Origin of the sequence: Pedobacter mendelii, assembly GCF_014635725.1 — a bacterium.
Classification (GTDB): Bacteria; Bacteroidota; Bacteroidia; order Sphingobacteriales; family Sphingobacteriaceae; genus Pedobacter; species Pedobacter mendelii.
This window is the reverse complement of sequence record NZ_BMDJ01000006.1, coordinates 57045-82472: the sequence shown is the minus strand read 5'-3', so window position 1 is coordinate 82472 and position 25428 is coordinate 57045. Positions and strand designations below refer to the sequence as shown.

General features: G+C 34.8%; 23 protein-coding genes. 11 read left to right on the top strand and 12 right to left on the bottom strand.

Annotated features, from left to right (window positions below):
• Window positions 1-240: 240 nt before the first annotated feature.
• The 3 genes from IEV50_RS12070 to IEV50_RS12060 all read left to right on the top strand — a co-directional run bounded on the left by IEV50_RS12070 (window position 241) and on the right by IEV50_RS12060 (window position 2823).
• A complete protein-coding gene (locus tag IEV50_RS12070) occupies window positions 241-819 on the top strand; it encodes an RNA polymerase sigma factor (protein ID WP_188414592.1) in 579 nt (192 codons plus the stop codon).
• Window positions 812-2071, top strand: coding sequence for a hypothetical protein (locus IEV50_RS12065; protein ID WP_188414590.1), 1260 nt, complete (start codon window positions 812-814; stop codon window positions 2069-2071). The genes IEV50_RS12070 and IEV50_RS12065 overlap by 8 nt, the downstream gene beginning before the upstream one ends.
• Before the next feature lie 119 nt (window positions 2072-2190).
• A complete protein-coding gene (locus IEV50_RS12060) occupies window positions 2191-2823 on the top strand; it encodes an FMN-binding negative transcriptional regulator (RefSeq protein WP_188414588.1) in 633 nt (210 codons plus the stop codon).
• Window positions 2824-2869: 46 nt separating this feature from the next.
• Here the strand turns inward: IEV50_RS12060 and IEV50_RS12055 are convergent, their stop codons facing one another.
• From IEV50_RS12055 to IEV50_RS12020, 8 genes are all read right to left on the bottom strand, one after another.
• Complete coding sequence (locus IEV50_RS12055) at window positions 2870-3880, bottom strand: inorganic phosphate transporter (RefSeq protein WP_188414585.1); 1011 nt, start codon at window positions 3878-3880, stop codon at window positions 2870-2872.
• Between the two features lie 12 nt (window positions 3881-3892).
• Window positions 3893-4534: a DUF47 domain-containing protein gene (locus IEV50_RS12050; protein ID WP_188414583.1), complete on the bottom strand. Its 642-nt coding sequence runs from the start codon at window positions 4532-4534 to the stop codon at window positions 3893-3895.
• A 506-nt stretch (window positions 4535-5040) separates the two neighbouring features.
• Entirely contained in the window at window positions 5041-6066 is a 1026-nt protein-coding gene (locus tag IEV50_RS12045; RefSeq protein WP_123207149.1) for a sensor histidine kinase, read from the bottom strand.
• Window positions 6067-6099: 33 nt separating this feature from the next.
• Window positions 6100-6864, bottom strand: a complete 765-nt coding sequence (locus tag IEV50_RS12040) for a TIGR03915 family putative DNA repair protein (protein WP_188414581.1) — start codon at window positions 6862-6864, stop codon at window positions 6100-6102.
• Between the two features lie 36 nt (window positions 6865-6900).
• Window positions 6901-8160, bottom strand: a complete 1260-nt coding sequence (locus tag IEV50_RS12035) for a putative DNA modification/repair radical SAM protein (protein ID WP_188414579.1) — start codon at window positions 8158-8160, stop codon at window positions 6901-6903.
• A gap of 109 nt (window positions 8161-8269) precedes the next feature.
• Window positions 8270-8914, bottom strand: coding sequence for an HD domain-containing protein (locus tag IEV50_RS12030; protein ID WP_188414859.1), 645 nt, complete (start codon window positions 8912-8914; stop codon window positions 8270-8272).
• Between the two features lie 70 nt (window positions 8915-8984).
• A complete protein-coding gene (locus IEV50_RS12025; protein WP_188414577.1) occupies window positions 8985-9266 on the bottom strand; it encodes a helix-turn-helix domain-containing protein in 282 nt (93 codons plus the stop codon).
• Window positions 9267-9488: 222 nt separating this feature from the next.
• Complete coding sequence (locus tag IEV50_RS12020; RefSeq protein WP_188414857.1) at window positions 9489-10679, bottom strand: THUMP domain-containing class I SAM-dependent RNA methyltransferase; 1191 nt, start codon at window positions 10677-10679, stop codon at window positions 9489-9491.
• Between the two features lie 72 nt (window positions 10680-10751).
• Here IEV50_RS12020 and IEV50_RS12015 point away from each other — a divergent pair, with 72 nt between their 5' ends.
• From IEV50_RS12015 to IEV50_RS12005, 3 genes are all read left to right on the top strand, one after another.
• Window positions 10752-11123, top strand: coding sequence for a DUF3127 domain-containing protein (locus IEV50_RS12015; protein WP_188414575.1), 372 nt, complete (start codon window positions 10752-10754; stop codon window positions 11121-11123).
• Between the two features lie 217 nt (window positions 11124-11340).
• A complete protein-coding gene (locus IEV50_RS12010; protein ID WP_188414573.1) occupies window positions 11341-13164 on the top strand; it encodes a sensor histidine kinase in 1824 nt (607 codons plus the stop codon).
• A 187-nt stretch (window positions 13165-13351) separates the two neighbouring features.
• The gene (locus IEV50_RS12005; protein WP_188414571.1) at window positions 13352-14047 is read left to right on the top strand and encodes a response regulator transcription factor; all 696 of its coding nucleotides are present in this window, start codon (window positions 13352-13354) and stop codon (window positions 14045-14047) included.
• A gap of 8 nt (window positions 14048-14055) precedes the next feature.
• Here IEV50_RS12005 and IEV50_RS12000 read toward each other — a convergent pair whose 3' ends face one another.
• Together IEV50_RS12000 and mqnB are read right to left on the bottom strand one after the other, a co-directional pair.
• Window positions 14056-14883: a menaquinone biosynthesis family protein gene (locus tag IEV50_RS12000; protein WP_188414569.1), complete on the bottom strand. Its 828-nt coding sequence runs from the start codon at window positions 14881-14883 to the stop codon at window positions 14056-14058.
• A gap of 40 nt (window positions 14884-14923) precedes the next feature.
• Window positions 14924-15550 carry a futalosine hydrolase gene (mqnB, locus tag IEV50_RS11995; RefSeq protein WP_229746716.1) on the bottom strand — a complete coding sequence of 209 codons (627 nt, stop codon included), beginning with the start codon at window positions 15548-15550 and terminating at the stop codon, window positions 14924-14926.
• An 88-nt stretch (window positions 15551-15638) separates the two neighbouring features.
• Here mqnB and IEV50_RS11990 point away from each other — a divergent pair, with 88 nt between their 5' ends.
• From IEV50_RS11990 to IEV50_RS11975, 4 genes are all read left to right on the top strand, one after another.
• The gene (locus tag IEV50_RS11990) at window positions 15639-16049 is read left to right on the top strand and encodes a 6-pyruvoyl trahydropterin synthase family protein (protein ID WP_188414567.1); all 411 of its coding nucleotides are present in this window, start codon (window positions 15639-15641) and stop codon (window positions 16047-16049) included.
• A 5-nt stretch (window positions 16050-16054) separates the two neighbouring features.
• Window positions 16055-16687 (top strand): GTP cyclohydrolase I FolE, encoded by a 633-nt coding sequence (folE, locus tag IEV50_RS11985; protein ID WP_188414565.1) that lies wholly within the window; start codon window positions 16055-16057, stop codon window positions 16685-16687.
• Between the two features lie 90 nt (window positions 16688-16777).
• On the top strand, window positions 16778-17659 hold the full coding sequence (gene fabD / locus IEV50_RS11980; protein WP_188414563.1) for an ACP S-malonyltransferase: 882 nt from the start codon (window positions 16778-16780) through the stop codon (window positions 17657-17659).
• Window positions 17660-17815: 156 nt separating this feature from the next.
• Window positions 17816-21544, top strand: coding sequence for a sensor histidine kinase (locus IEV50_RS11975; RefSeq protein ID WP_188414561.1), 3729 nt, complete (start codon window positions 17816-17818; stop codon window positions 21542-21544).
• A gap of 10 nt (window positions 21545-21554) precedes the next feature.
• Here IEV50_RS11975 and IEV50_RS11970 read toward each other — a convergent pair whose 3' ends face one another.
• Window positions 21555-22457, bottom strand: a complete 903-nt coding sequence (locus IEV50_RS11970) for a DUF8428 domain-containing protein (RefSeq protein ID WP_188414559.1) — start codon at window positions 22455-22457, stop codon at window positions 21555-21557.
• Between the two features lie 209 nt (window positions 22458-22666).
• On the opposite strand from IEV50_RS11970, the gene IEV50_RS11965 reads away from it, so the two are divergent.
• Window positions 22667-24211, top strand: a complete 1545-nt coding sequence (locus IEV50_RS11965) for a glycoside hydrolase family 10-like protein (RefSeq protein WP_188414557.1) — start codon at window positions 22667-22669, stop codon at window positions 24209-24211.
• Here the strand turns inward: IEV50_RS11965 and IEV50_RS11960 are convergent, their stop codons facing one another.
• On the bottom strand, window positions 24212-25354 hold the full coding sequence (locus IEV50_RS11960; protein ID WP_188414555.1) for an acyltransferase family protein: 1143 nt from the start codon (window positions 25352-25354) through the stop codon (window positions 24212-24214).
• Between the last annotated feature and the right edge of the window lie 74 nt (window positions 25355-25428).

The following is a 25428-nucleotide window of genomic DNA, read 5'->3' as shown; positions in this document are numbered from 1 at the left end:
CCTATGTTTTTAACCCCGATTGCCGCGGAAATACTTTTGATTAAACCTATAAGGTTTTTAAAACCTTATAGGTTTGAGAAAGATTGTAGCAAAAAGCGGGACTGCCGCAACCGAAATGCTGCGAACATTGCTTTCTAAAAAAAATCAATTGGGTCAATATCCTAAATGATTCGTTTATACCTCATCACTCAAAAATATTTTTTATACTTGAGGGATAATTCGAAATAGCTACCCAATTTTTTGAAGTTTATAAAAAATACAGCTGGAAATACCCAGAAAGAAGATGCAGATTTAATTGCCGAGTACAAAAGTACAGGTGATTTAAACTCTTTGGGTACGCTTTATAATAAATATATGCACTTGGTTTTTGGTGTTTGCTTAAACTATTTTAAAGATGAAGAGCAAAGCAAAGATGCAGTGATGCAAATTTTTGAGGAATTGGTTAAAAAACTCAAAATTCATGAAGTGCAGAATTTTAAAAGCTGGCTGCATGTACTTACCCGAAACCATTGTTTAATGGTTTTGCGGAAATCGGCCAAGCAAAATATCGTTTCTATAGATGATACTTTTGTGGAAAACAGCGAATTTGTGCATCTGGATATTGACAACACAAGAGAAACGCAGCTTACCATTATGGAAAAGTGCATGGAAACTTTAACTGAAGAACAACGAAAAAGCGTAGATTTATTTTATTTACAAGAAAAATGTTATAAGGAAGTGGCCGATATTACCGGTTACGACATGCTTAAGGTAAAGAGTTACATCCAAAATGGAAAGCGGAATTTAAAGATTTGTATAGAGAAAAATAGCAGTGAATAACGACTGGTTAGATATTGATGTGCTCGAAGATTACCTTGATGGTAAGCTTGATGCTAAAGGTATGCACTTTGTTGAGCGCCAAGCCCTCGATGATCCTTTTGTTGCCGAAGCGCTCGAAGGTTTGCGCCAATCGTCAAAACGCAAGCAAACGCTTTCTATTTTACAAAAACAACTTTACGATAGGGTTTCACAAAAGCCGATTAAACGTAAAATGTGGGGTATTACCACTCAACGCTTAAGCATCGCAGCAACGGCTACTGTAGCTTTTATCGCGGTAAGTATTTTGTTTTTTATGCGGGAAACGAACCGGAAAAATGCCGAGGTTGCTGCAAGGAAATCAACTGGTGTAATTGTGAATTTAGATTCTGCAAATGCAATTGCAACTGCTAAACCTAAGCAAGAAGCTATTGTAGCGGAAAAAAATGAAATGTCTAAATCGGCTTTGATTGATAAGGCAATTGCCGATGCTAAAACAGGAGATTTAGCAAAGAATACCAAAGATGCTCCTGTTATTAAGAGTGCGAAAGCCTACGCAGTTCCAGGTATATCCAAAGCCGAAACTGCGAAAATATCAAGAATGGAAGTTGATGCCTCAAATAAGGTAGCTAATGCTGCTGCGGAAGCACCGCTTTCAGCTGTTGGTATGGTTTACAGTGGTAACGTTGTTTCGCAAAGCGGTATGCCTGTTGAAGGTGCTGTTGTTAAATTTGAAAATTCTAAAGCGGTAACAGCGACGAACGGTGCGGGCTATTTTTCTTTACCTATCGATAGTCTTGATAAGAATAAAGAGGTTGTTGTAAAGGCTCAAGGTTTTAACGACAGGGCAATTACCACAGATCCAAATGCAATTAGAATGGCCTTAACAGGTGACAAGTCAATAAATGAAATTGCAATGATCACTGGTTCAAATGGACGAAAGAAGGAAACGATAACACCACAAAAAATTGTTTTAAAAGCAGTAGAGAATCTCGATAAATCTAAAGGTGAAATGACTAAGCCCGTCCCCGTTTCGACTATTAACTATGAGCAATACTTAGAGGATAATAATAAACTTTATAACCCGAAAGGACCAGAACAATATGTTATTGTGAGCTTTAAAGTTAAAAAGAATGGGCGGCCAACCAATATATCGGTTATAAAATCGCTAAACAAAAAGGCAGATGCTGAAGCCAAAAGGCTTATACAGGCTGGGCCTGATTGGGTGTTGCCTAAAAATGGTAACGACTTAGTTGAAATGAGTGTTAAGTTTTAAAATTAAACCACCCAGTACACAGAGATTAGGCACAGAGAAAACAGAGCAAAATGAAATAACTTTTTGTATGCTCTGTGAAGCCTCTTCTTTCTCTGTGGTAATTATATTAGCAACTTTCCATGTACAAAGCCCCATATTTTACAACTGAAAACCAAGAGGAAATCCTTGAGTTTATGAACCAAAATACGTTTGTAACCTTAGTTGGATTTGATGGTGAATTTCCAGTGGCCACACAAGTTCCCGTTAAAACTGTCGTTGCGGGCGATGTTATTAAACTTATTGGCCACATCATGACCAAAACCGACCATTGCAAAGCTTTTGAGCAAAACCCAAATGTATTAGCCATTTTCACGGGTGCTCATGCTTACATCAGTGCATCGGTATACGAAAACCCTCGGTCAGCTTCTACCTGGAATTATAAAACCGTTCAGGCTAAAGGAATCATGAGGCTGTTAAATTCCGAAGAAACTTATCAGGTTATAAAAGAATTGACTGATAAATATGAAGCCCCAGATTCTAGTCCGGCAGCCTTTAATAAAATGGATGAGGCTTATATCCAGAAACATTTGAAAGCGATAACAGGATTCGAAATTGTGGTGAGTAATATTAATCATGTTTTTAAATTGAGTCAGAATCATTCTGCTGCAAATAAAGAAAGCATTGTTAGGAATTTAGAACAAAGTGATGATGTTTTGGCTCAGGAAGTAGCAAGAGAAATGAAGGGAGATTTGCGGTTAAACAAAAAAGACTAAAGCAGTCTGCCTTAGTCTTTCCGAGTATATTTAAAAGGATTTTGTTTTATTTTAAATAATAGATGGCGGCATAAATTATCGCCGCTAAGGTTGCTGAAACCGGTATAGTTAAAATCCATGCCCAAATTAGGTTAATGGTTACACCCCATCGTACTGCCGATACACTTTTTACCACGCCCACACCCACAATCGAACCTGTAATGGTATGCGTTGTAGAAACCGGGATACCGAAATGTTCTGTAATACCTAATGTAATTGCGCCTGCACCTTCTGCTGCAACGCCTTCAAGCGCAGTAACTTTCGTAATTTTTGAACCCATTGTTTTCACAATTTTCCAACCGCCACTCATGGTTCCTAAAGATATTGCAGAATAACAAGCCACAGGAACCCACCACGGCATTGCCTCGAAATTTGGAATCACTTTTGCCGCAATTAATGCTGTAGCGATAATGCCCATTACTTTTTGCGCATCATTACCACCGTGGAAAAAACTTAATGCTGCCGATGAAATCAGCTGCAATCGTTTAAACCATTTTTCTGCAGTTGCTGGCTTAGCATTTTTACAAATATTGATGATAATTAGCGTTAAAACGACAGATATAACCAGTCCAATTATTGGCGCCAATACAATAAAAGAAATTATTTTTACCACATAACCCATGTTTACAGCATCGAGCGGACTAGCTCCTGTAATCAAAGCATAGGTCATACCGGCACCTGCAAAACCACCAATTAATGTATGAGAAGAACTTGAAGGTATACCATACCACCATGTTAATAAATTCCAGATAATTGCGGCAATTAATCCAGCAAGGATTACCTCTAAGGTAATATAATGCTCAATTACTGTTTTAGCAACCGTGTTGGCCACTTTGTGATCGGTAAAATAAAAGTAAGCTGCAAAATTAAAAAGTGCAGCCCATAAAACCGCCTGAAATGGCGTAAGAACTTTTGTAGAAACAACTGTTGCAATCGAATTAGCGGCATCGTGAAAGCCGTTAATGTAATCGAAAGCAATAGCCAGAATTACAACAACAACCAATAAGGTAGTTACCATGTTTATATTTTATTAAGCGTTTTTAACCAGGATAGTTTCAAGCACATTTGCTACATCCTCACATTTATCAGTCGCTTTTTCTATCGTTTGTAAAACCTCTTTTTGTTTAATTAATTCTATAGCGTTCGTTTCATATTCAAATAAACGGGCAACGGCTAATGTAAATACGTAATCAGCCTGGTTTTCGCCGCTATTAATACGGATACAAGCATCAGCAATAACACGTATGTTTTTAAAACTGCGTAATTCTTTAATTGCTTTATCAATATCTGTACACATCTCAACTAAAAGCTCTGCAATTTTAACAATTGGTTCGCTAATCGCATTCATATTGTACATCTGCATGCGGTTTGCAGTGCCATAAATGTAATCCGCAACGTCATCAACAGCAGTAGCTAATTGGTGTATATCTTCTCTATCAAAAGGTGTGATAAAGTTTCTGCTTAGTTCCAGGAAAATAGAATGGGTAATATCATCACCCACATGTTCTAATCGCTCAATTTCTTTAAAAATTGTCTTTCTGCTTTCAGCATCAGCTGTGCTAACCATTTCTAAAAGTGATTCAGCAATTTTTAGTGCATTGCTACCAGCTTGCTCAAATAAAGGGTGAAACTTTTTATCCTGAGGCGTAAAGAACTTAAAAATATTGTTCATGTTAATTTTTAATATGTTGCAAAGCTACACGCCCAATGTTAAGTTAATGTTAAGTTCTAAATTATATTAACGGTAATCAGCTGCTTAATAGGTTAATTGTCTATTCAGCCTCAATAAGCAATCGCTTATCTTTCCTTAAATATCTCTTATGATATAAAAATCTGCATTCAGCTTTGCGTTCTCTGCGCAGTCCTTTGCTACCTCTGCGGTAAAATACATTTAAGAATATTAAACTATTTTAATTTTTGCAAAACAATGGTAATAAGCTTTTCGGAAACTTCAGTCCCGCTAACCGCTTTAGCCCTCATAGAAAAATTCGGGGCTGCCGCTTATATCGGGTTTAGGAACAAAGGATAGGTATCCGTAGGTTAGTTTAGAGGCAAGCTTATATGTTCTTAAATTTCTTATATGGTAAAGAATTATCTGCGTTCAGCTTTGTGTTCTCTGTGAATTCCTTCGCGACCTCTGCGGTAAAACCTCTTTATGCTCCCTGCGGTTAAAATAACCTAGCTTACTTTTTGCAAAGTAAATGCAAAGGTTGTCCCAATTCCAGGTGTACTTCTTACTGAAATGGTTTGCTCATGAGCTTCTAAAATGTGTTTAACAATGGCTAAACCCAAGCCAGTACCACCAACTTCCCTTGCTCTGTGTGTATCAATACGGTAAAAACGCTCAAATAATCTAGAAAGATGTTTCTCTTCAATGCCTATCCCATTATCCGTAACCTCAATTAAAAACTGATCATGCAATTCAAAAATCTTGATTGCTGTTTCACCATTTTCAATACCGTATTTAATGCTATTTACCATAAGGTTAATTAGAACCTGGCGGATTTTCTCCCTATCGGCATTAACCATTGTTACAGCAGTATATTTATCCTTAAAAAACAGATTTATGTTTTTCCTTTTAGCCTTATCTTCCAAATTCTCCATCACATCTTTAGCAAGCTGCACAAAATCAAACTTTTGATAGTTAATCGGCGATTCCCCAGTTTCGAGTTTAGCGATTGCATCTAAGTCATTAATTAAATAACTTAAACGCTCGACATTATTTTCGGCTTTTTTTAAAAATTTAGTTGCCATTTCCGGGTCATCTATCAGGCAATCTTGCAAGGTTTCAATATAGCCTTGAATGGCAAAAAGAGGTGTTTTGAATTCATGCGATACATTCGAGAGGAATTCCCGGCGAAATTGCTCCTGCTTTTTAAGTAAATCAATTTCCTTTTTCTTGGCTCCAGCCCATTCTTTTACCTCGTGTTCAACATCATTTATAGGGTCAGAACTTACATATTCGCCAAGTGCATCTTTTAAATCTTTCCCTAATTTTAGGTTATGAATAAGCTTATAAATTAATTTGATTTTGGTGTAGATATATTTCTCTAAAAGATAGTAAAAAACTAGAAAGCTACTTAAAAACGAAACGCCGAAAGAGATGGCAAGGTAATACCAACTATGTTGAAAATAGAAGTTTACTATGCCAATAGATAAGCCAACGGCTGCAGCAGTAAATAAAACCAGCACACTTAATTTCATGCTGCAATTTAGTTTTTTTATGTTAACCGAATGTTAACTCAACTGCTTTTCGGTTAAATATTTCCAATACCTTTTTGGCACATGTTGAATATGAAGCTTGGTGTTTTTTCGTGCAACAATATTTGCGCTTTTAAAATAATCCTTCCACAAAACTGAATACAATTCTTCTTTCTCATCTAATAAAATTGCCGATGGATTTTTGCAATTAACGCCGTTGGTGAAATCTATGGTAATTTCTTCCACCGAGGTTAAGTTATAGTGAAGACCATATTTGCGTTTCAAATCATAAATTATCCATTGCTGGTCGGCATACCGGTTTTTAAAATGATTGGAAATTAATGGAAGCACATTAAAATCAGGATCAACACCCGTGTAAAAAATTCCATCAGCTGTGTGCTGAAAGCGGATAAAAGCCTCCATTCTGTGTTTCTCTCGCTCTACGCTTTTAGCATATTTTGCTAAAGCAATTACGTGTTCGTTTCCGTAATTATTCTGGGCACCCAATTCATTTTGAAAAATGTAGATGGTAAATTGAAAAAGATGGTTGTAAGCGTCGGGAATTTCTGATAGATAGGAACAATAGAATATCCTGAGCCAATCTTTCTTAAGTTTTTTCTGTAATCCTTTCCAAACCCTATCTGCCTTGTCAGAGTTTGATTCTATCAAAAGACATTCTGCAAACGCCTCTGGCTGAAACATTTCGGTTGATTTAAGCGCAATCTTTCCTGGTTTGCGCTCAAACCATTCGAATACTGCGGTTAAAAGTCCGGGTAAAGAGCCATCGAAAATGTAATTCATTTAATTCTGTGTTTTCTGTGCTTCCGTGGCATACTTCTAAAACAGAAGCATTTGATTATTATCGGTTTTCAAATATTTACTCTGACTATCTGCCATTATAAAGGCTTTAATTTGCGTTCCTTGATAATCTTTTAATTGATATGGACTATCGGCACAGGTAATAAAATGCTTTGCACGATTGTAGGCTACACCAATCTTTTTTAATTGGTCTATTCTTAACTTTCCAAACTTTCTGGCTTGTACAATTTTATTTGCCGACATAACGCCAATTCCAGGAATACGTAAAATCATTCTATAATCTGCCTTATTTATGTCCACCGGAAAATGTTGCATATTACGAATGGCCCAACTTAATTTTGGGTCAATATCTACATCGAGGTTTGGATTGGCATCATTTAAAATTTCCTGCACCTTAAAACCGTAAAAGCGCATTAGCCAATCGGTTTGATAGAGTCTGTTTTCTCTCAATAAGGGTGGTTGAGTGCCAAGAACAGGCATTCTGGAATCGTTACTTATCGGTACGTATCCAGAATAATAAACACGTTTTAAAGCGAAATTCTTATAAAATGAACTTGCTGTGTACATAATATCTTTATCACTCTCTGGCGTAGCACCAATTACCATTTGCGTACTTTGCCCTGCCGGAACAAATTTTGGGATGTGTTTAATTAATTTTTTATCGGCAGCGAATTGCGAAATATTTTGCTGAACAAAAGCTAGTGGTTTTATCACATCAGCGTGGCTTTTCTCAGGCGCTAAAAGTTTTAATCCAGCTTCAGTGGGCATTTCTAAATTGATGCTCATTCTATCCGCGTATAAACCAGCTTCTTTTATCAATTCATCGCTGGCACCAGGTATAGTTTTTAAATGAATATAGCCATTGTAGTTTTGCTCCAAGCGAAGTTTCTTACAAACCAGAAGCAACCGTTCCATTGTAAAATCAGCATTTTTAAATATACCCGAGCTTAGAAATAAGCCCTCTATGTAGTTTCGGCGATAAAAATTCATGGTCAATTCGACCACTTCATCAACAGTAAAGGCAGCTCGTTTAACATCGTTGCTTTTTCTGGAAACACAGAATAAGCAATCATAAATGCAATGATTGGTTAAAAGAATTTTAAGTAATGAAACACAACGACCATCTTCTGTATAGGTATGGCAAATGCCTGAACTATGGCTATCGCCAAGTCCTTTATTGTCATTTTTTCTGGTTCCGCCGCTTGATGAACACGAAACATCATACTTTGCTGCATCAGCCAGGATATTTAATTTTTCACGAATTCTATCAAATGACATAGGATTTAGTTTTACTAACAAATATAGTTTTAAAACTAAATATTTTAGTAAAAAGTTTCGTTAATCCTATTCTTTTTCGGAGTAAATTAAGCTTTTAAAGGGTCATGAGTTATTTGCCCTCCCATTCTGAGTAAAAATTATCGAGGTATTGAAGCATAAAATTATGACGCTTCAAGGCGATATTTTTACCTGCAGAAGTATTCATCATATCTTTTAACAAAAGTAGTTTCTCGTAAAAATGATTTATTGTAGGTGCCGTAGTGTTTTTATAACTTTCCTTATTTAAATGCTGTTTAGGGGGAATTGATGGGTCGTATAAAACACGGTTCTTAAAACCTCCGTAGGTGAAAGCTCTGGCAATACCAATTGCACCAATCGCATCTAGCCTATCTGCATCCTGAACAATCTGCATTTCTTTTGACGTAAAACCTTTACCATCAAAACTATTTTTGAAAGACATGTTTTGAATAATCAATTTTACATGAGCAACTATATCCTCATTAACGGATAATGATTTCAAAAAAGATTCAGCTAAATTTGGGCCTAATTCTTCATCTCCATTATTGAATTTAGGGTCTGCAATATCATGCAAAAGAGCAGCGAAGGAAACAACTAGCTCATTTCCTTTTTCATCCTCGTTAATGTTTAATGCAGTTTTATAAACCCGCTCAATATGAAACCAATCATGCCCTGCTTCTGCGTTTTCTAGCGTTTTTTTAACAAAATCAATGGTGGCTTTAACAATATCCTGCATACAATAATCTTTTTTCAAAGGTATCGGAATTAATACAGGATGAAAAATTGATTTGATTTTTTTGAACGGATTATTTGAGCGCAGAAAAGACTTCCTCTTCAGAGGATATTGTTTTAATTAATTCTGCATGGTCAAGTGTAAGTAAGCGAGTTACTTCAATTTCTAAAATGGATGCAATTTGAAACATACGATCTATAGTAAGTTTGCTGTATCCAAGTTCGATTTTGCTATATGCATTTTGTGAAATTTTTAATTTCGCAGCCAGATAATCTTGAGTGTAATCTCTATATTCTCTAATTTTTCTTATGTTTCCAGCTACATTCTTCGTCTTCAAAGCCAATAAATCTTCCATGTTAAGGATTTTATGTATATATTCTAATACCATAATAAACGAAAATTGTTCCAAAAAGGATTTCGAAATAGCAATTTTGCGCTAATACCTGCTTCAGAGCATCTGAATAAATTATTTATACGATGAAAATCTAAATGTCATTACCTTGATACCAATAATTTTAAGATAAATTACGGAACAATGTGTATATCAGGATAGTCAATAATTAGGGGGTATTTTGTTTTATGGAATTAATTGTTCCTCGCTTTGTGGAATTCGCCTAGTGCCGTCATACAATTCATATTCTAACAGACGACAATCGAGTTTGCCATTGTAAAATTCAATTTTTTTTGATGCTCTCAATCCTATTTTTTTAGCTAAATCCGGATTTCCTGTAAAAATATATCCTGTATAACCTTTACAGTCTTTTTTCATGAAATCGCCCATACGTTTATAAGTTAATTCCAGTTGACTATGTACCCCTAATCGCTCTCCATATTCTGGATTAAAAACAATAACCCCTTTTCCGTTTTCAGGAACATTAGTTGCTTCGAAATCACAAACCAGAAATTCAATAAGTGTGTCCACACCTGCTGTTTTCGCATTTCGTCGGGTAACTTCCACAGCATCTTCAGAAATATCGGATGCAATAATTTTTAAATCGATATTTTTAATAACCTGATCTTTTAAAATTCTACGTTCTGCAAAAAATTCCTCTTCATTATATCCCATAATGTGCATAAAGCCATAGTTCATACGATATAAACCTGGGGCACGATTGGTTGCAATTAAAGCTGCTTCTATAGCTAAAGTTCCTGAGCCACACATTGGATTAACAAGTGGCGATTTTTTATCCCACTGGGTAGCATAAATTACGCCTGAAGCTAAAGCCTCTAGCATTGGAGCTTTGCCGGGGATTTTACGATACCCGTGTTTTGCAAGTGTTTCGCCAGAAGTATCCATAAAAACATCTGCTTCAGCATCTTTCCAATATAAATGAACTACAGTTTTATTACCGTCGGAGCCAGAATTCGGGCGTATGCCTTTTTTTTCTTTCAGTCGGTCTACAATTGCATCTTTAACCTTTAAATTTGCAAATAAAGGGGTAGTAATATTTGGATTATCAACGTTTGATGTTACAGAAAAATAGCCTGTAAAATCAATCAAATCTTCCCACTCAATAGCCGAAATTTCATTGTATAAATCATCTGGCGTTATCGCCTTAAAACTTTTTATAGCATATAAAATCTGACTTGCGCAACGAAGGTTCAAATTCAGCTTAATACACTCTGTAAGGGTTATATTTAACTCAACGCCTGTTGCGAAAGCTCTTTCTATGGTGTAACCTAAAGCCTTAACTTCATCTTGTAAATAAGGAGTAAGGCGCTTGTTGCAGGTTATAATTACCTTGCTTTTATTGTGGAAAACTTGCATCATAATTTGTGCGAAGTTATCAATAAAATTATAGAGATTTGATCTTTATAGTACAATAAAGTAGTATTTGATATGGAAATTAAAGGAAAAGTACACGAAGTAGGTGCCACACAACAAGTAAGTGAAACGTTTAAAAAACGCGATTTGATAGTAGAATTTGCAGAAAACCCAACATATCCGGAATATATTCGCTTTGAGGCTTTGCAAGATAAAGCAGCGTTATTAGATAGTTTTAAAGCTGGCGATGAGGTTGAAGTTTTCTTTAATTTACGTGGTCGCCCATGGACAGATAAAACAGGAAAAACATCATATTTTAATAGTTTAGTAATTTGGCGTATTAATGCAATTTCAGGTACTCCTGCGGTTGCAGCAAACACACCAGCTTATGCAGCGCCTGCTGACGTAAGTAATAAACCAGGGGAAGATGATGATTTGCCTTTCTAATAATGATTCTTTTTATTAAACAATTTGATAAATGCCGGATTTTAATCTGGCATTTTTTTTTGCCTTGAATTATTTAAGATGATTTAGTTTACGTGTTAAAAAATGTTAAATACATACGTTTCAGGCTGTTATTGATTATTTTTACAATCGCCAATTCTTTGAATAAGTTGATGTACTAAGACGTATATCTTTTTAAGTAAAAGAGGCAATAGGGTTAATGAAGAAAAGAAGTTTTTGGTTAATTACCGTATTAATGACGGTAGCTTTGCTTGGTGTTTTTGTAATGCAACTGTATTACATCAGGGAAGCGTATAACCTAAAATTGCAGCTTTTTGATGAGCAAGTTAATCAAACGCTAACATCAGTAGTAAATAAACTTCAAAGGCGAAGCGCTGCGGAAAGAATCAATAGAAAAGACATTGAAAATAAAATTAAAAGAGGTCAGGATTTAAGGCAGCTACAGCTTGATATTAAAGAACTGAGACAACAGTTTGCGGAGGCAGCTGATTTAAGGCAGGCAGAACGAGAAAATCAGGTTGAAAACTATCTTAATCAGCAGGATAGTTTGATAAGGACATCATATGCTGCTCCTAAAGTAATTAGTGAAAAAGAGTTTTTGTCTTTGTCGCCCGGTGGCAAGTCGAGTTTAGATATGCAATTTAGTGCTTTTGTAGATGTTAAAAGCTTAGCAGTTAGGGGAATAAGTTTGCGGTCGAAGTTTTTTTCTCCTGATACAAAAACATTTAATTTCAGAACGCCTCAAAATTTACCGGATACCATTCGATATCAGGTTTTCGAACCAGTAACAGGTAAACCGCTATTACTTGCTTTGCCAAAAATTTCTGATGATTTAGCAAAGAAATTTAAACGTGAAGATGATATTGCTAAGCGGCAATTAGCATTAAAAATTTCATTATTAGGAAAAGATTCGATTAAATATTCAAAAGGTTATAATTGGCTTGAAGATGTAGCAAAGGAAATGAACGAGAAAGATATTCCTATTACAAAAAGAATTAATTTCGCTTCGCTTAAAGAAGCGCTTAAAAAGTCTTTTTTAGATCATAATATTACCCAAAGCTATAATTTACGTATTAAACTTGCTCAAAGGGACTCGATTTTGTTTTTACAAGCCTCTAATAAAGGCAAAGAATTTTTGCCTGTTAATACCTATAGAACAACCGTATTTGGAAATGATTTATTCCGTGATCCTGGTATCCTTGAAGTAAGTTTTCCGAATAAAAATTCGGCAATTGTTAGCAATTTGAGTGCAACTTTAGCATCATCAATAGCGTTATTATTAGTGTTGATTTTCATATTCAGTTATACACTTTACGCTATACTGAAACAGAAGAAAATCTCTGAAATGAAAACGGATTTCATCAATAATATGACTCATGAGTTTAAAACGCCTGTTGCAACAATTATGATTGCCAGCGAGGCACTAAAAGATCCTGAAATAACAGAGGATAAAGCTCGTTTAAAGCGACTTGCAGGAATAATTTATGATGAAAACGTTCGTTTAGGTAGTCATATCGAACGTGTTTTAAGTATCGCCCGTTTAGAAAAAGGTGAACTTAAAATGGAGAATACTGAGGTTGATATGAATGATTTAATCATGATTGTTTTGGATAGTATGAGCTTACAGCTGCAAAAGAAGAATGCAGTTTTAACCGTAAATACTGATGCTCCAAATGCTATTGTTTTCGGAGATGAACTGCACCTTTCCAACGTGCTTTACAATTTGATAGATAATGCAAATAAATATAGTAAAGAGGTTCCTGAAATTACGATTAATACAAAAAATGTAGGCAAAAATTTAATTATCGAAATTGCTGATAACGGAATTGGTATGAGCAAAGAGCATTCAAAAAGAATATTTGATCAGTTTTATAGAGTTCCAACCGGTAATTTACATGATGTTAAAGGTTTTGGTCTTGGATTGAATTATGTACAAGATATTATAAAAAAATTAAGCGGTAACATTAAAGTAAGTAGTGAAAAAGATAGAGGAACAACATTTGAAATATCTTTACCTTTATAAAACTGGCAAATTAACTGTCTGGTACAAACGGTTGCTTTGCCAATACAATGATTGGCAGCTTAAAAAATTTACCAATATAGCTGAATAATTATTTTAGCTTATATCAAACTTAAATTAAACCGTAATGCAAAATCAGAATCAAACCTTTAGCGTAAGCCAAGGTGCTACATCAATAAACAAAAAAAAAATGAAAAAAATACTTTTGGTAGAAGACGATCCAAATTTAGGCTTACTCTTGCAAGATTATTTGCAATTAAAAGGAAAGTTCGATGTTGTTTTGTGTACTGACGGAGAAGAAGGATTAAGAGCTTTTAATAAGCAGAACTTCGATCTTTGTATTTTAGATGTGATGATGCCTAAAAAGGATGGTTTTACCTTGGGTAAGGATATCAGGAAAATAAATACACAGGTTCCAATGATTTTTGCTACTGCTAAAACAATGCTTGAAGATAAATCTGCAGCTTATGATTTAGGTGGCGATGATTATATTACAAAACCTTTCCGTATAGAAGAGCTTTTGCTGCGAATAAATGCTATGTTTAAACGCGTTGCCAATAAAACAGGCAGTAATGATGAGGGAGTAGAAAGCCAGTTTTCTATTGGTAAATATAATTTCGATTACACTACTCAGATTATTACGGCTGGAGAGCATACGCAAAAACTATCAACCAAAGAGGCAGAATTGTTGCGCTTGTTGTGTTTGAAGAAAAATACTGTTTTAACCCGTGAAGAAGCGTTATTAACCATCTGGCATGATGATAATTACTTTAACGGACGTAGTATGGATGTATTTTTAAGTAAGCTTCGTAAATATTTAAGAGACGATTCTACGGTAGAAATCATCAATGTACATGGAAAAGGCTACAAGCTTTTGGTAAATTAGGCTTGAACTTAAATATACAAATTTCGTTTTACTGCTGGGATTAGGTTTCTTTCTTGAGCGAGATCAAACAAGGTATCAATGGCTTTTCTTCCTTCGTTACCCAAATTGATACTATATTTATTTACGTACAATTCTATATGTTTATACATCACGGCTTCATCCATTTCTTGTGCATGTTGGCGGATAAATTCTATACATGATTTTGGATGTGCAAAAGCATATTCTACTGATTGACGCACCAGGCGGTTAACTTTTAGCTGAATTTCCCTATCTAAATTTCTATTAATTACAATACCGCCTAATGGAATGGCACATCCTGTTAATTTTTCCCAGTAATCGCCTAAATCAACAATCTTGTTTAAACCTTTATCTTGATAGGTAAAGCGGTTTTCATGTATAATTAATCCTAAATCAATTTTCTCTTCCAGTAAAGCCGACTCAATTTCTGAGAAAACCATTATTTCTTTATTCTGCAGTTGAGGATAAGCAATGCCTAAAAGAAAATTTGCAGTAGTGTATTTGCCTGGAATGCCAACTTTTAAGTTAGAACTTAATTCTCCCTTAAATTCTTTTTTACTAATGAGCAATGGGCCAACACCAAAACCTAAAGCACTGCCCGCATCAAGTAAGGCATATTGATTTGCAACATAAGCAAAAGCATGAAAACTAAGCTTTGTAATATCTAGTTCGCCTTTTAAAGCTTTTTGGTTGAGTGTTTCCACATCATCAAAATAGACATCAAATTCTAAACCTTCTGTGTCAATTTTATTGTGAATAAGTGCATCGAAAATAAATGTATCATTTGGGCAGGGCGAAAAACCAAGTGTTAGCTTCATGATTCAAAATTAAGTTATGCTACAAAATTGTTCGTCATAATCAATTCATATCTGTTAGAAAAGCATTTGCCCAATCATTTAAGTTCTTTATCGCAAGGCCTATTTTCCATCGGTCTTTATTTCGTGGTTCTACATAGTTAGAAATGCTGCGGATTTGTAAACAATCAATTCTTTCTTGTTGGCAGGCAAATAAAACAGCAGCACCTTCCATACTTTCTGTACTTGGGTTTAAACGCTCTATTAAATTCCTAATATTTTTAACGTTTCCGCTAATCCTATTTACTGTAACACCAGAAACCTCCGGTAACTGAAGGCTGATATCGTTTTTTGCTTTATATGTATTTTCTCCGAAACCTAAATCGGTAATGGTGAGGAAATTTTCTCCATCTTCTGCACCAAGTTCTGCAAAGGTATCTTCGGTAATATTTACCAGGCTGCCAAGTTCTATGTTTCTATCAAAACTGCCAGCAATTCCTAAGTTGATAACCAATTTATATTTATGCGTTAAATGCTTCCCCAATGCAAATGCAGTTGCTACCATACCTATGCCAGTAATTAAAATGTCAAAGTTTTTAGCTTCTGCAAAATCTCCATCATCTAAATTAAAATGTTGGTAAAGAAAAGTAAGTTCGGCTTTGGTTGCGGCAACAACTAATGTTTTCATCATGTAAATTTAGCAGATTGTTTCCATTAAAATTTATCCTTTCTTTAGTGTTTAACCATTAAACGTATATTTGCAGTCTATTTTTATAATAATGATTTACATAACAAGAAAAGCATCATTTAATGCAGCGCATAAACTAGCCCGACCAGATTGGGATGATGAAAAAAATAACGCTTTTTATGGCAAGTGTGCAAACCCAAATTGGCATGGCCATAATTATTGGTTGTATGTGACCGTAAAAGGTGAAGTTGATCCAGAAACAGGGTTTTTAGTTGATTTAAAATGGTTAAAAGACGTAATGAATACTTACGTTGTAGATAAAGTAGATCATAAAAATTTAAATCTTGATGTAGATTTTATGAAAGGCAAATTAGCATCAACAGAAAATCTTGCAATTGCAGTGTGGGAGCAATTATATGCGCCAATTGCAGAAAGTGGTGCCATTTTACACAGCGTTAAAATTTACGAAACGGAGAATAATTTTGTTGAATACTTAGGCTAAACTTAATGGGAAAAGACATTTTAAAAGGCGAATCGAGTGGCGGCTATGTAAAAATAGATCGTTATAACGAATCCAAAATCGAGGCTGTAGCAACACATTATAAAGATATTTTAAGTCAGTTAGGTGAAGATCCCGAGCGTGAAGGCTTATTAAAAACGCCTGAACGTGTTGCAAAAGCTTTGCAGTATTTAACGCATGGATACGATCTAAAACCCGATGAAATCTTAAAATCGGCTATGTTTGAAGAAGATTATAGCCAGATGGTAGTGGTTAAAGATATTGAAGTGTATTCGATGTGCGAACACCACATGTTGCCCTTTTTTGGTAAAGCCCATATTGCTTATATTCCAAATGGTCATATCGTTGGTTTAAGTAAAATCCCTCGCGTAGTTGATGCTTTTGCCCGTCGTTTACAGGTTCAAGAGCGATTAACCAACGAAATTAGAGATTGCATTCAAAATACGTTACAGCCAAAAGGTGTTGCTGTAGTGATAGAATGCAGGCATTTATGTATGGCCATGCGTGGAGTACAAAAGCAAAACTCGGTTACAACAACTTCTGCATTTACGGGTAGTTTTTTGAGTAATGATAAAACAAGAGCAGAGTTTTTAAGGCTTATTACAGCAAGTTTGGATTAAAATAGTATAAAGTAAAAAGTAGCAAAGTATCAAGATTGGGCGATAAAGCGAAATGCTAAAGCATAACAATAGTTGACAAATTAGAATTTAATGAAAGCATATATTTTTCCTGGTCAGGGAGCACAATTTGTTGGAATGGGTAAAGATCTTTATGAAAACCCAAAAGCAGCAGAATTATTTGAAAAGGCAAATGAAATTATTGGTTTTAGAATAAGCGATATTATGTTTGGTGGAACTGATGAAGAACTAAAGCAAACAAATGTAACTCAGCCTGCAATATTTTTGCATTCTGTAATTTTGGCTAAAGTTTTAGGTGATGATTTTAAACCTGATATGGTTGCTGGCCACTCTTTAGGCGAATTTTCTGCATTGGTCTCTGCTAATGCTCTAAGTTTTGAAGATGGATTTAAATTGGTTATTGCACGTGCTAACGCAATGCAAAAAGCCTGCAAAGCGCAACCTTCTACTATGGCCGCAATTTTAGGCTTGGCTGATGATGTAGTTGAAAAAATTTGCGCAGAAATTGATGCAGTAGTTGTTCCGGCAAATTACAACTGCCCTGGGCAATTGGTTATTTCAGGTAGTATTGAAGGAATCGATATAGCTTGTGCAAAGCTTACTGAAGCTGGTGCAAAAAGAGCATTAAAATTGAATGTTGGTGGTGCTTTTCATTCGCCACTAATGGAGCCTGCTAAAATAGAATTGCAAGCTGCAATTGAGGCTACAAACATTACTACTCCAGTTTGTCCGGTTTACCAAAATGTTGATGCAAAACCATATACCAGCCCAGTACAAATTAAAGAAAATCTGATTAAGCAATTAACGGGTGCTGTAAGGTGGACACAAACTGTAGAACACATGTTGGCAGATGGTGCAACGGATTTTGTAGAAGTTGGTCCGGGTAATGTTTTACAAGGCTTAGTAAAAAAAGTTAGCAGAGAAGTTGCAACAAGTAGCGCTACATTAGCATAATTTACATACTTGCCACACATATATATTACTGTACTGCATGTAGTTTTGGGCCTATTGAATGAATAATCAATTAGCTCAAAATTAAAAAAATACATGTAGTTCGATTTGTGATGTAGCAATTATCTTTCGCCAATATTTAATATCTTTATCAAACGGATGAAATTGAGCTTTGGTGTAAAAATAAGATTTCTATTATTTGTTTTGGGTTGCTGCCTTATTGCAACCTCCATTTCTTTAAGCAGATTTACGAATAAGGAAGAACTTTTAGAGCGGGATGCAAAAAAGGTTCAGGAAAACCTTTTATCCAAAGAAAAAATTGTTGATGATTTCCTATCTAATAAAAAAGAAATTGCTGCAGCAAAAAGGTATCACCTAGATGCGCAACCAGCGCTCGACTTCTTAAAAAAGTATCGCCCGATTGGCATAAACCTCCAAACTTTTCAAAACAACAAGCTTAAATATTGGAGCACGATAAGAGTTTCAGATATTAATCCTGCATCAATTAAGGAAGGTAAATCTGTTATTTATTTATCAAATGGAGATTATGAAGTCATAAAAAAAACGGATAAAGACTTCACGCTACTTTTTTTAATCTCCATTCAATCTCATTATGCCGTTCCTGAAAATAAATATTTTAAGAACGATATGGATGGTTTACTATCCGATTCGAAAATTATAACTGTTTCCTCGTATAACGATAAAGATATTTACTCTATCAAAAGCCGCGAAAATATTTTTCTCTTCGGATTAAAAGTTAAGCCAGGCTATGCCGATGATTATTATTCTGATACACAAGTCTGGCTATTTGTCGCTGGCATTTTGTGTATATGTATGTTTTTTAATTCTTTATGCTCGTACATCGCAAGGAAAGGTTATTTGGTTTGGGCTAGCTTATTGTTTTTTGCATTCTTTTTAATTGGTAGATTAACCGATGTAAGTTTTGGCTGGTTTAACCATCATTTTCCTTTAGAACTTTTCGACCCAAAAATTTATGCAAACAGCGATCTCATACCCTCATTAGGAGATTTTTTAATGAACGTTTTTGCGGGCACTTGGTGGCTTTTATTTGTTTACAATCATAAAGATCAATATAAATTTCCTGATTGGATAAAGCAAAGTAAACCGATTGGCTTGTTCATTCATGTGCTTTTGCTTATTCATATTTCCGCTGTAGCATTCTTTGTTGATGATTTATTTTTCGGATTAATTAATAATTCTAAAATAAATTTCGATATCATAAACATCCTTAAATTGAGTGGGAATAGCTGGGTAAGCATTGTTATTTTATGCTTGGTTTGGTTTCAGATTTATTTAACTACAGTTGTATTTATTGAAATATCCAAACAACTTAATGTTACCAATAAAGAGCGTGTAATTTTATTTTTAACAGGATTTGCAGGTGTTTTTATATACAAGGTTTTAACCGATTTTACCGCATTTTTTATAGTGTATGCTTTGGTTCTTTTTATTGTTGGAAGAATATCTTACATAAAAAATAGACATTTTTCAGTTGGCTTGCTTTCCATTCTTTTTTTCTGTTTAGCATTCAACACTTCCATAAAATACATTAAGTATAAAGATATTAAAGAAAGAAGTGAACGCGAATTGCTTGCCAGGAAAGTACAATCTACAGAAGATCCAAATGCAATTATTGCACTGAGTAAATTGGAAAGGCAATTGCTTGAAGATGAATTTTTGGTTAAATACTTTACAAATTCAGGCAAGGCCAATTTTGCGGTTTTAAAAAATCACTTAAAAGATTATTTAGATGGATATTTGAATCGCTACGATTATAACATTTACGATTATAACAAATTTGAAACGGCGATAAGTAACCTAGAAGCACAACCTATAGAAAAATACAAAAGATTAGTAGAATCAGGATCCATTAAAATAGAAGCTTCTAATTTCTTTTATCAGGTAAATAATACATTTGGTTATCAAGATTATTTTGGGATTGTACCCGTAATTAAAGACAATATTTTACTTGGTACACTAATTATAGAATTGCGTTCTAAGCCGTATAACTACAACAATCGGCTTCCTGATTTGCTGGCAGAGCAGAAATATAGTAAAGACGAAGAATTTAAGGGCTATTCTATTGCGCTTTATAATGATGAGAAATTGCTCAATCAATCTGGTGCATACACCTATCCCCTAAACGGAAGTGGCTTTAAAGGAAAAGTAAATGATTTTGTTACTGCCAATGAAGTATCACAAAGTTACAACCACTTAATTTTTAAGCCAAGCGAACGTAAAATGGTTATTATCAGTAAAGAAAAGGTTGGTTATGTTGAAAGACTTGCCGCTCTTTCCTTTTTCTTTCTGGTTTTTATACTTTTTAGTATTATACTTTATGGTTTAGTTTGGCTTGTAAAAAATCTTGATGATGATAGGGTTGGTTGGTTTAGCATCAATCGTTCTTTAATGATTAATGCAAATAAAATACTCTATAAAACACGTATTCAGGTTTCGATTATTTTAACTGTTGTGGCCACTTTGCTCGTGGTAGGCTGGACCACCTATTGGTATATGAACAATGAGTACCGAGGTCAGCAAGATGTTTTAATTAAAGATAATATTAGAAAAGTACAGCAGAATTTTGAGAAACAAGTTTTTAATGAGGGGAAAATAAGTACTGATGAAAATGCTGTAGCCGACTTTAATAACTTCGCCGATATTAATAATGCGGATTTAACGCTGTATGATACAAATGGCGATGTTATTATGACAACCTACCCTAAGCTTTATAACTTTAAAATTATAGGGCGTAAAATGGGACCGATGGCTTATTTAAACTTAAATGGTTTACAACGTTCAGAATTTATCAATCAAGATGAAAAAATTGGTAATCTAACTTATGCAGCTGCTTATGCACCCATAAGAAATGCCCAAAATAAAACCATCGCTTACATTGGTTTACCCAACTATTCTAACGAGGATGAATACAAAGATAAAATCGCTCTCTTTGTAAGTAACCTTATAAATATTTATGCTTTAGTTTTTGTGGCAATAGGCGTTTTAGCAGTTTTCTTAGCCAATCAGATTACGAGTCCTTTAACCTTTATTCAGGAAAGCATTAGCAAAACAAAAATTGGGCAAAGAAATGAACCCATTGTTTGGCGTCGTCATGATGAAATTGGTTCGTTAATAAAGGAATATAATAGCATGATCGCCGCTTTAGAAGATAGTGCGACTAAATTAGCACGCTCGGAAAGGGAAAGTGCCTGGAGGGAAATGGCAAAGCAGGTGGCTCATGAAATTAAGAATCCTTTAACACCACTAAAGCTGGGTGTGCAATTATTAGAAAAATCGTGGAAAGAGCAAGATCCTAACTTCGAACTAAAGTTCAATAAATTCAGTAAATCATTTATCGAGCAAATAGATAGTCTTTCCAAAATCGCTTCTGAATTTTCTAACTTTGCTAAAATGCCCGATACAAAGCTGGAACAAATAGCTGTATTGCCCGTAATTGAACAGGCTAGAGAAGTATTCAAAAGCATTGAAAAAGTTGAGATAAATGTTGTAAACAGGTCGGAAATTAATGTTCACATCCAGGCCGACAGAGACCAGCTTCTTCGAACTTTCAATAATTTATTTAAAAATGCTATTGAAGCAAGTGAAGAAGAGTGCCAGTGTTTAATAAACGTTTTGGTGTATAATGATAATAAAAATGCCTACATAGAAATTAAAGACAATGGGAAAGGTATTCCTTTAATTTTACACGATAAAATATTTGTTCCAAATTTTACAACCAAAACATCGGGTACAGGTTTAGGTTTGGCTTTTGTAAAACAGGCAATAGAAAATGCAGGAGGGAATGTTTCATTTACTTCGGTAATTGGGAAGGGAACAACATTTTACCTAAATTTTCCATTAATATAGCATTGGAGATTTATTTCAGTTCTATCTGAGCTTTCCCCATTGCTGTACCATCGGTATATAAAATAACTGTGTAAATCCCTTTAATGTAAGGTTTTGGGTTAGCCCAGTCAATTGTATAGGTACTATTATCGTTATTATAATCTATAAAAACCGAATGGCTAAACTGCATTTCTTGTCCGTCGGCTTCAAAGCGATTGCTTTCATCAGCAAGTAGGTTTCCCGCAGGATCAAATACTCTTAAGAAAATGTTGTGGTGACCTTTTTCCGCTAGTTCATTCGCTGTAACATTAAATCGAATGCTTAATTTTTCTGCTGTAGAAGATTTTGTTACTTTAATTTTCTTGCCTCTTGATTTCGTTCTATATGCTATAATTTCTGCTTTTTGAACCTTTAGAGCAGCAGCTTTTCTTACTTTAGCATTTAGGCTTGAGTTTTCATTAGCCAAATTGGCGGCTTTATCATTAGCATTTCTAACAGAATTTTCAAGACTATCTTTGGTAGATTTTAAAAAGATATTTTCTTTTTGAAGTTGCGTTACCTGATCATTATAATTTTTTATAAAAACCTTTAACTCGTCTATTTGGGTTTGTGCTTTATCTAATTCAGACTGCGTGATTTTGCCTTTTTCTAGTGAAAGTTTAAGCTCTGCAATCTTCTCCCGGGCTAACTTTTGTTCGCCTAATAATTTTTCATTTAAATCAAGATTAAGTGCATTTACTTTGTCAAGCTCTACTTCAATCTTCTCAACTTCTAATCTTAATTTGTCTTTTTCTGTACTAACGGTAACAAGTCTTTCTCCTTGCTGTCGGTCTTTAAAAAATAAATATCCGTTTGTACCAATTAATGCAGCGATTACAATTATCAGGAAGTAAATCTTGTTTCTATCGCCTTTATTAATTTTTTTTGATTCCATTTTTAATAATGCTCAGTTCGTTTCGGTTTAATATACTTTATGTCTTCATAGGTAAATGGTAACACAATTAGGTATAAAAAACGTAATAGCAATTTAAATTTTTTAAAAACTTGTATAAGTTTTTAAAAAAAATCGTTTACTTGCTAATGTTCAAATTGTATTATAATTTAAACAACTTTACATCTCTAATAAAAAAACAGACAGAAATAATGCTTAAAAACTTTCTATACGCACTTTTATCTTTAATTATACTACCTTATATATCAAATGCACAACCAACATCAAAAATTGCACCAAAAAGAGAGTTTAGAGGGGTTTGGATAGCCACTTTGTCTAATATCGATTGGCCTTCAAGACCTGGTTTATCAGTAGATCAGCAAAAACAAGAGTTCATTGGTATTTTAGAAAAACACAAGGTACAAGGAATTAATGCAATCATGTTACAGGTTAGGCCCGCTGCAGATGCTTTTTATGGAAAAGGAAGAGAGCCATGGAGCCAATGGCTTATGGGTAAACAAGGTTTAGCACCTGCTGCGGGTTACGACCCTTTAGACTTTGCGGTAAAAGAAGCTCATTTCAGGGGAATGGAGTTGCACGCATGGTTTAATCCTTATCGGGCAAGTGTTAATAGTGTTACTACATTGAGCGCAGATCATATCACAAGAAAACATCCTGAATGGTTTTTTATTTATGGAGGTAAAAAGCAGTTCGACCCGGGCATTCCAGAGGTTAGAGAATATATTACTCAGGTAATTTTAGATGTTGTAAAAAACTACGATGTTGATGGAATTCATTTTGATGATTATTTTTATCCTTACCCTATTGAAGGGCAAAGAATTAATGATGGAGATACATTTTATAAAAACCCCAATAACTTTTCAAATATTAAAGATTGGCGAAGAAACAATGTAGATCTATTAATTAAAATGGTCGATGATAGCGTTCATCACTATAAAAAGTATGTTAAGTTTGGCATCAGTCCTTTTGGTATTTGGCGTAATAAATACGAAGATGCTGAAGGTTCTGCAAGTAGCGGTCTTTCTAATTATGCCGAGCTTTATGCTGATAGCCGAAAATGGATAAAAGAAGGTTGGGTAGATTATATCAACCCTCAAATTTATTTTACCTTTACAAGGAAAGTTGCGCCTTTTGGTGTGCTTTTAGATTGGTGGAGCAATAATGCTTATGGAAGGCATGTTTACATTGGGCAAGGCGCTTATTTAGTTAATTCGAGGGCAGAGATGGCATGGAGAAATCTTTCAGAAATCCCTAATCAAATTAGAAAAATAAGAGAAAATACCAGAATTCAGGGAAGTGTTTTCTTTTCATCAAAATCATTAAGTACGGTTGCCAGAGCAGTTGGCGACTCATTAAAAACGGATCTTTATAAATACCCAGCTTTACCTCCTCAAATGCCATGGTTAGATGAAACGCCACCAAACCAACCTCAATCCTTAACTGCTGATGCTTTGAAGGATGGAGTACATTTAAAATGGTTAATGCCTTTAAAGGCTAAAGATGGAGAAACTGCTTCGGGCTTTGTTATTTATAGATTTGCTGAAGGAGAGGAAATATCGGTTCTTAATCCGAAAAATATTTTAAGAATTAGTTTTGAAGACTACCTTACTTTTATTGATACCGCTGCCGAAAGCGGAAAAAGATACAGCTATCTGGTAACTGCGTTAGATAGACTTAAAAATGAAAGTGACCCAAGTGGACCTGTAGGTGTGGAAATTCCTTTAACAAAAGAATAACTAAACTTTGATAATGATGTTCTTTTTGTACATGAAATAAAGAAGAATATAAAACCCAAGTACATAAGTTATCGCCCAAATCAAGGAAGCGTTTATGGGTGTAAAAAAGGGCATATAGCAGGTTTCGTAAAATCGAACTAAAATCCCTGCTTTTGTTCCATCGGGTTTTGTAACTTCAATAAGATTAAGCACTCTAGGCATTAAGCCAGCAAGAAAAAATACGGTAATTGCATTTACACCATAAACAACAAATGGGGTAGTAAACTTTTTGTAACCCTGTACATCAATTATCCAATAACACAGTGCTAAAGCTACTGATGCAAGACCTCCGGCATACAAAACGTAGGAGCTTGTCCAAAGTGCTTTATTAATGGGGAATTGTAAATCCCAAAGTAATCCTAAAATAATAGCCGCAATACCAGTACTAAATAGCCAAGCCACTTTTGTTGGGTTATCTATATCTTTTCTACGCATCCAAATGCCAACCAAAATACCGAATAAGCATGTGCCAACGGCAGGTAATGTGCTAAGAACGCCTTCAGGATCCCATGTTTTTGATGAAGCCCATGTGTGTGCTTCAGTAAGAATTCCTCTGTCAACCCAAGCTGCTAAATTGGTTTCTTTTTCCATGTTCGGGTAACCTACTCCTGGAACGGGAACAAATGTCATTAAAGCCCAATAAACAGCCAGAATTACGATTAGCGTTTTGAAGATTGTTTTTTGAGAATTTTTTAAAAAAATAATGCTGCTGATTATAAAGACTATACCTATGCGCTGAAGAACACCCAATAGCCTAACTGTTTGTAATGCGTTAGCAGGGTCGTTTAGGATCTTTCCAAAAATGGCTAAAAAGAAGCCTAAGAAGTAGAGAATCAGACCGCGTTTTATTGCTTTTATAATTGTCTTTTTATGGGTTGATGGATCTGCTTTACTACTACTCATGGCAAAGGCTATTGAAACACCAACTATCCAAAGAAAAAATGGAAAAACTAAATCGGTTGGTGTACAACCATTCCATTCCGCATGCTCTAATGGTGCATAAATATGGCTCCAACTGCCTGGATTGTTAACTAAAATCATGGCGGCTACTGTTAATCCTCTAAAAAAATCAAGAGAAAGTAAACGTTGTTGTGGTTGGGTCATTATTGGGATGGCTTAAATTGAGAAACTAATTTAGAATATTGTTTTTGAAAATAGAAATACGATAGCAGAAACTT

Bases quoted from the DNA above. Each gene is read 5' to 3' on its own strand.
- IEV50_RS12060 (WP_188414588.1), top strand. From the start codon at position 2,191: ATGTACAAAGCCCCATATTTTACAACTGAAAACCAAGAGGAAATCCTT.
- IEV50_RS12055 (WP_188414585.1), bottom strand. From the start codon at position 3,880: ATGGTAACTACCTTATTGGTTGTTGTTGTAATTCTGGCTATTGCTTTC.
- IEV50_RS12050 (WP_188414583.1), bottom strand. From the start codon at position 4,534: ATGAACAATATTTTTAAGTTCTTTACGCCTCAGGATAAAAAGTTTCAC.
- IEV50_RS12045 (WP_123207149.1), bottom strand. From the start codon at position 6,066: ATGAAATTAAGTGTGCTGGTTTTATTTACTGCTGCAGCCGTTGGCTTA.
- IEV50_RS12040 (WP_188414581.1), bottom strand. From the start codon at position 6,864: ATGAATTACATTTTCGATGGCTCTTTACCCGGACTTTTAACCGCAGTA.
- IEV50_RS12035 (WP_188414579.1), bottom strand. From the start codon at position 8,160: ATGTCATTTGATAGAATTCGTGAAAAATTAAATATCCTGGCTGATGCA.
- IEV50_RS12030 (WP_188414859.1), bottom strand. From the start codon at position 8,914: ATGCAGGATATTGTTAAAGCCACCATTGATTTTGTTAAAAAAACGCTA.
- IEV50_RS12025 (WP_188414577.1), bottom strand. From the start codon at position 9,266: ATGGAAGATTTATTGGCTTTGAAGACGAAGAATGTAGCTGGAAACATA.
- IEV50_RS12020 (WP_188414857.1), bottom strand. From the start codon at position 10,679: ATGCAAGTTTTCCACAATAAAAGCAAGGTAATTATAACCTGCAACAAG.
- IEV50_RS12015 (WP_188414575.1), top strand. From the start codon at position 10,752: ATGGAAATTAAAGGAAAAGTACACGAAGTAGGTGCCACACAACAAGTA.
- IEV50_RS12010 (WP_188414573.1), top strand. From the start codon at position 11,341: ATGAAGAAAAGAAGTTTTTGGTTAATTACCGTATTAATGACGGTAGCT.
- IEV50_RS12005 (WP_188414571.1), top strand. From the start codon at position 13,352: ATGAAAAAAATACTTTTGGTAGAAGACGATCCAAATTTAGGCTTACTC.
- IEV50_RS12000 (WP_188414569.1), bottom strand. From the start codon at position 14,883: ATGAAGCTAACACTTGGTTTTTCGCCCTGCCCAAATGATACATTTATT.
- mqnB (WP_229746716.1), bottom strand. From the start codon at position 15,550: ATGATGAAAACATTAGTTGTTGCCGCAACCAAAGCCGAACTTACTTTT.
- IEV50_RS11990 (WP_188414567.1), top strand. From the start codon at position 15,639: ATGATTTACATAACAAGAAAAGCATCATTTAATGCAGCGCATAAACTA.
- folE (WP_188414565.1), top strand. From the start codon at position 16,055: ATGGGAAAAGACATTTTAAAAGGCGAATCGAGTGGCGGCTATGTAAAA.
- fabD (WP_188414563.1), top strand. From the start codon at position 16,778: ATGAAAGCATATATTTTTCCTGGTCAGGGAGCACAATTTGTTGGAATG.
- IEV50_RS11975 (WP_188414561.1), top strand. From the start codon at position 17,816: ATGAAATTGAGCTTTGGTGTAAAAATAAGATTTCTATTATTTGTTTTG.
- IEV50_RS11970 (WP_188414559.1), bottom strand. From the start codon at position 22,457: ATGGAATCAAAAAAAATTAATAAAGGCGATAGAAACAAGATTTACTTC.
- IEV50_RS11965 (WP_188414557.1), top strand. From the start codon at position 22,667: ATGCTTAAAAACTTTCTATACGCACTTTTATCTTTAATTATACTACCT.
- IEV50_RS11960 (WP_188414555.1), bottom strand. From the start codon at position 25,354: ATGACCCAACCACAACAACGTTTACTTTCTCTTGATTTTTTTAGAGGA.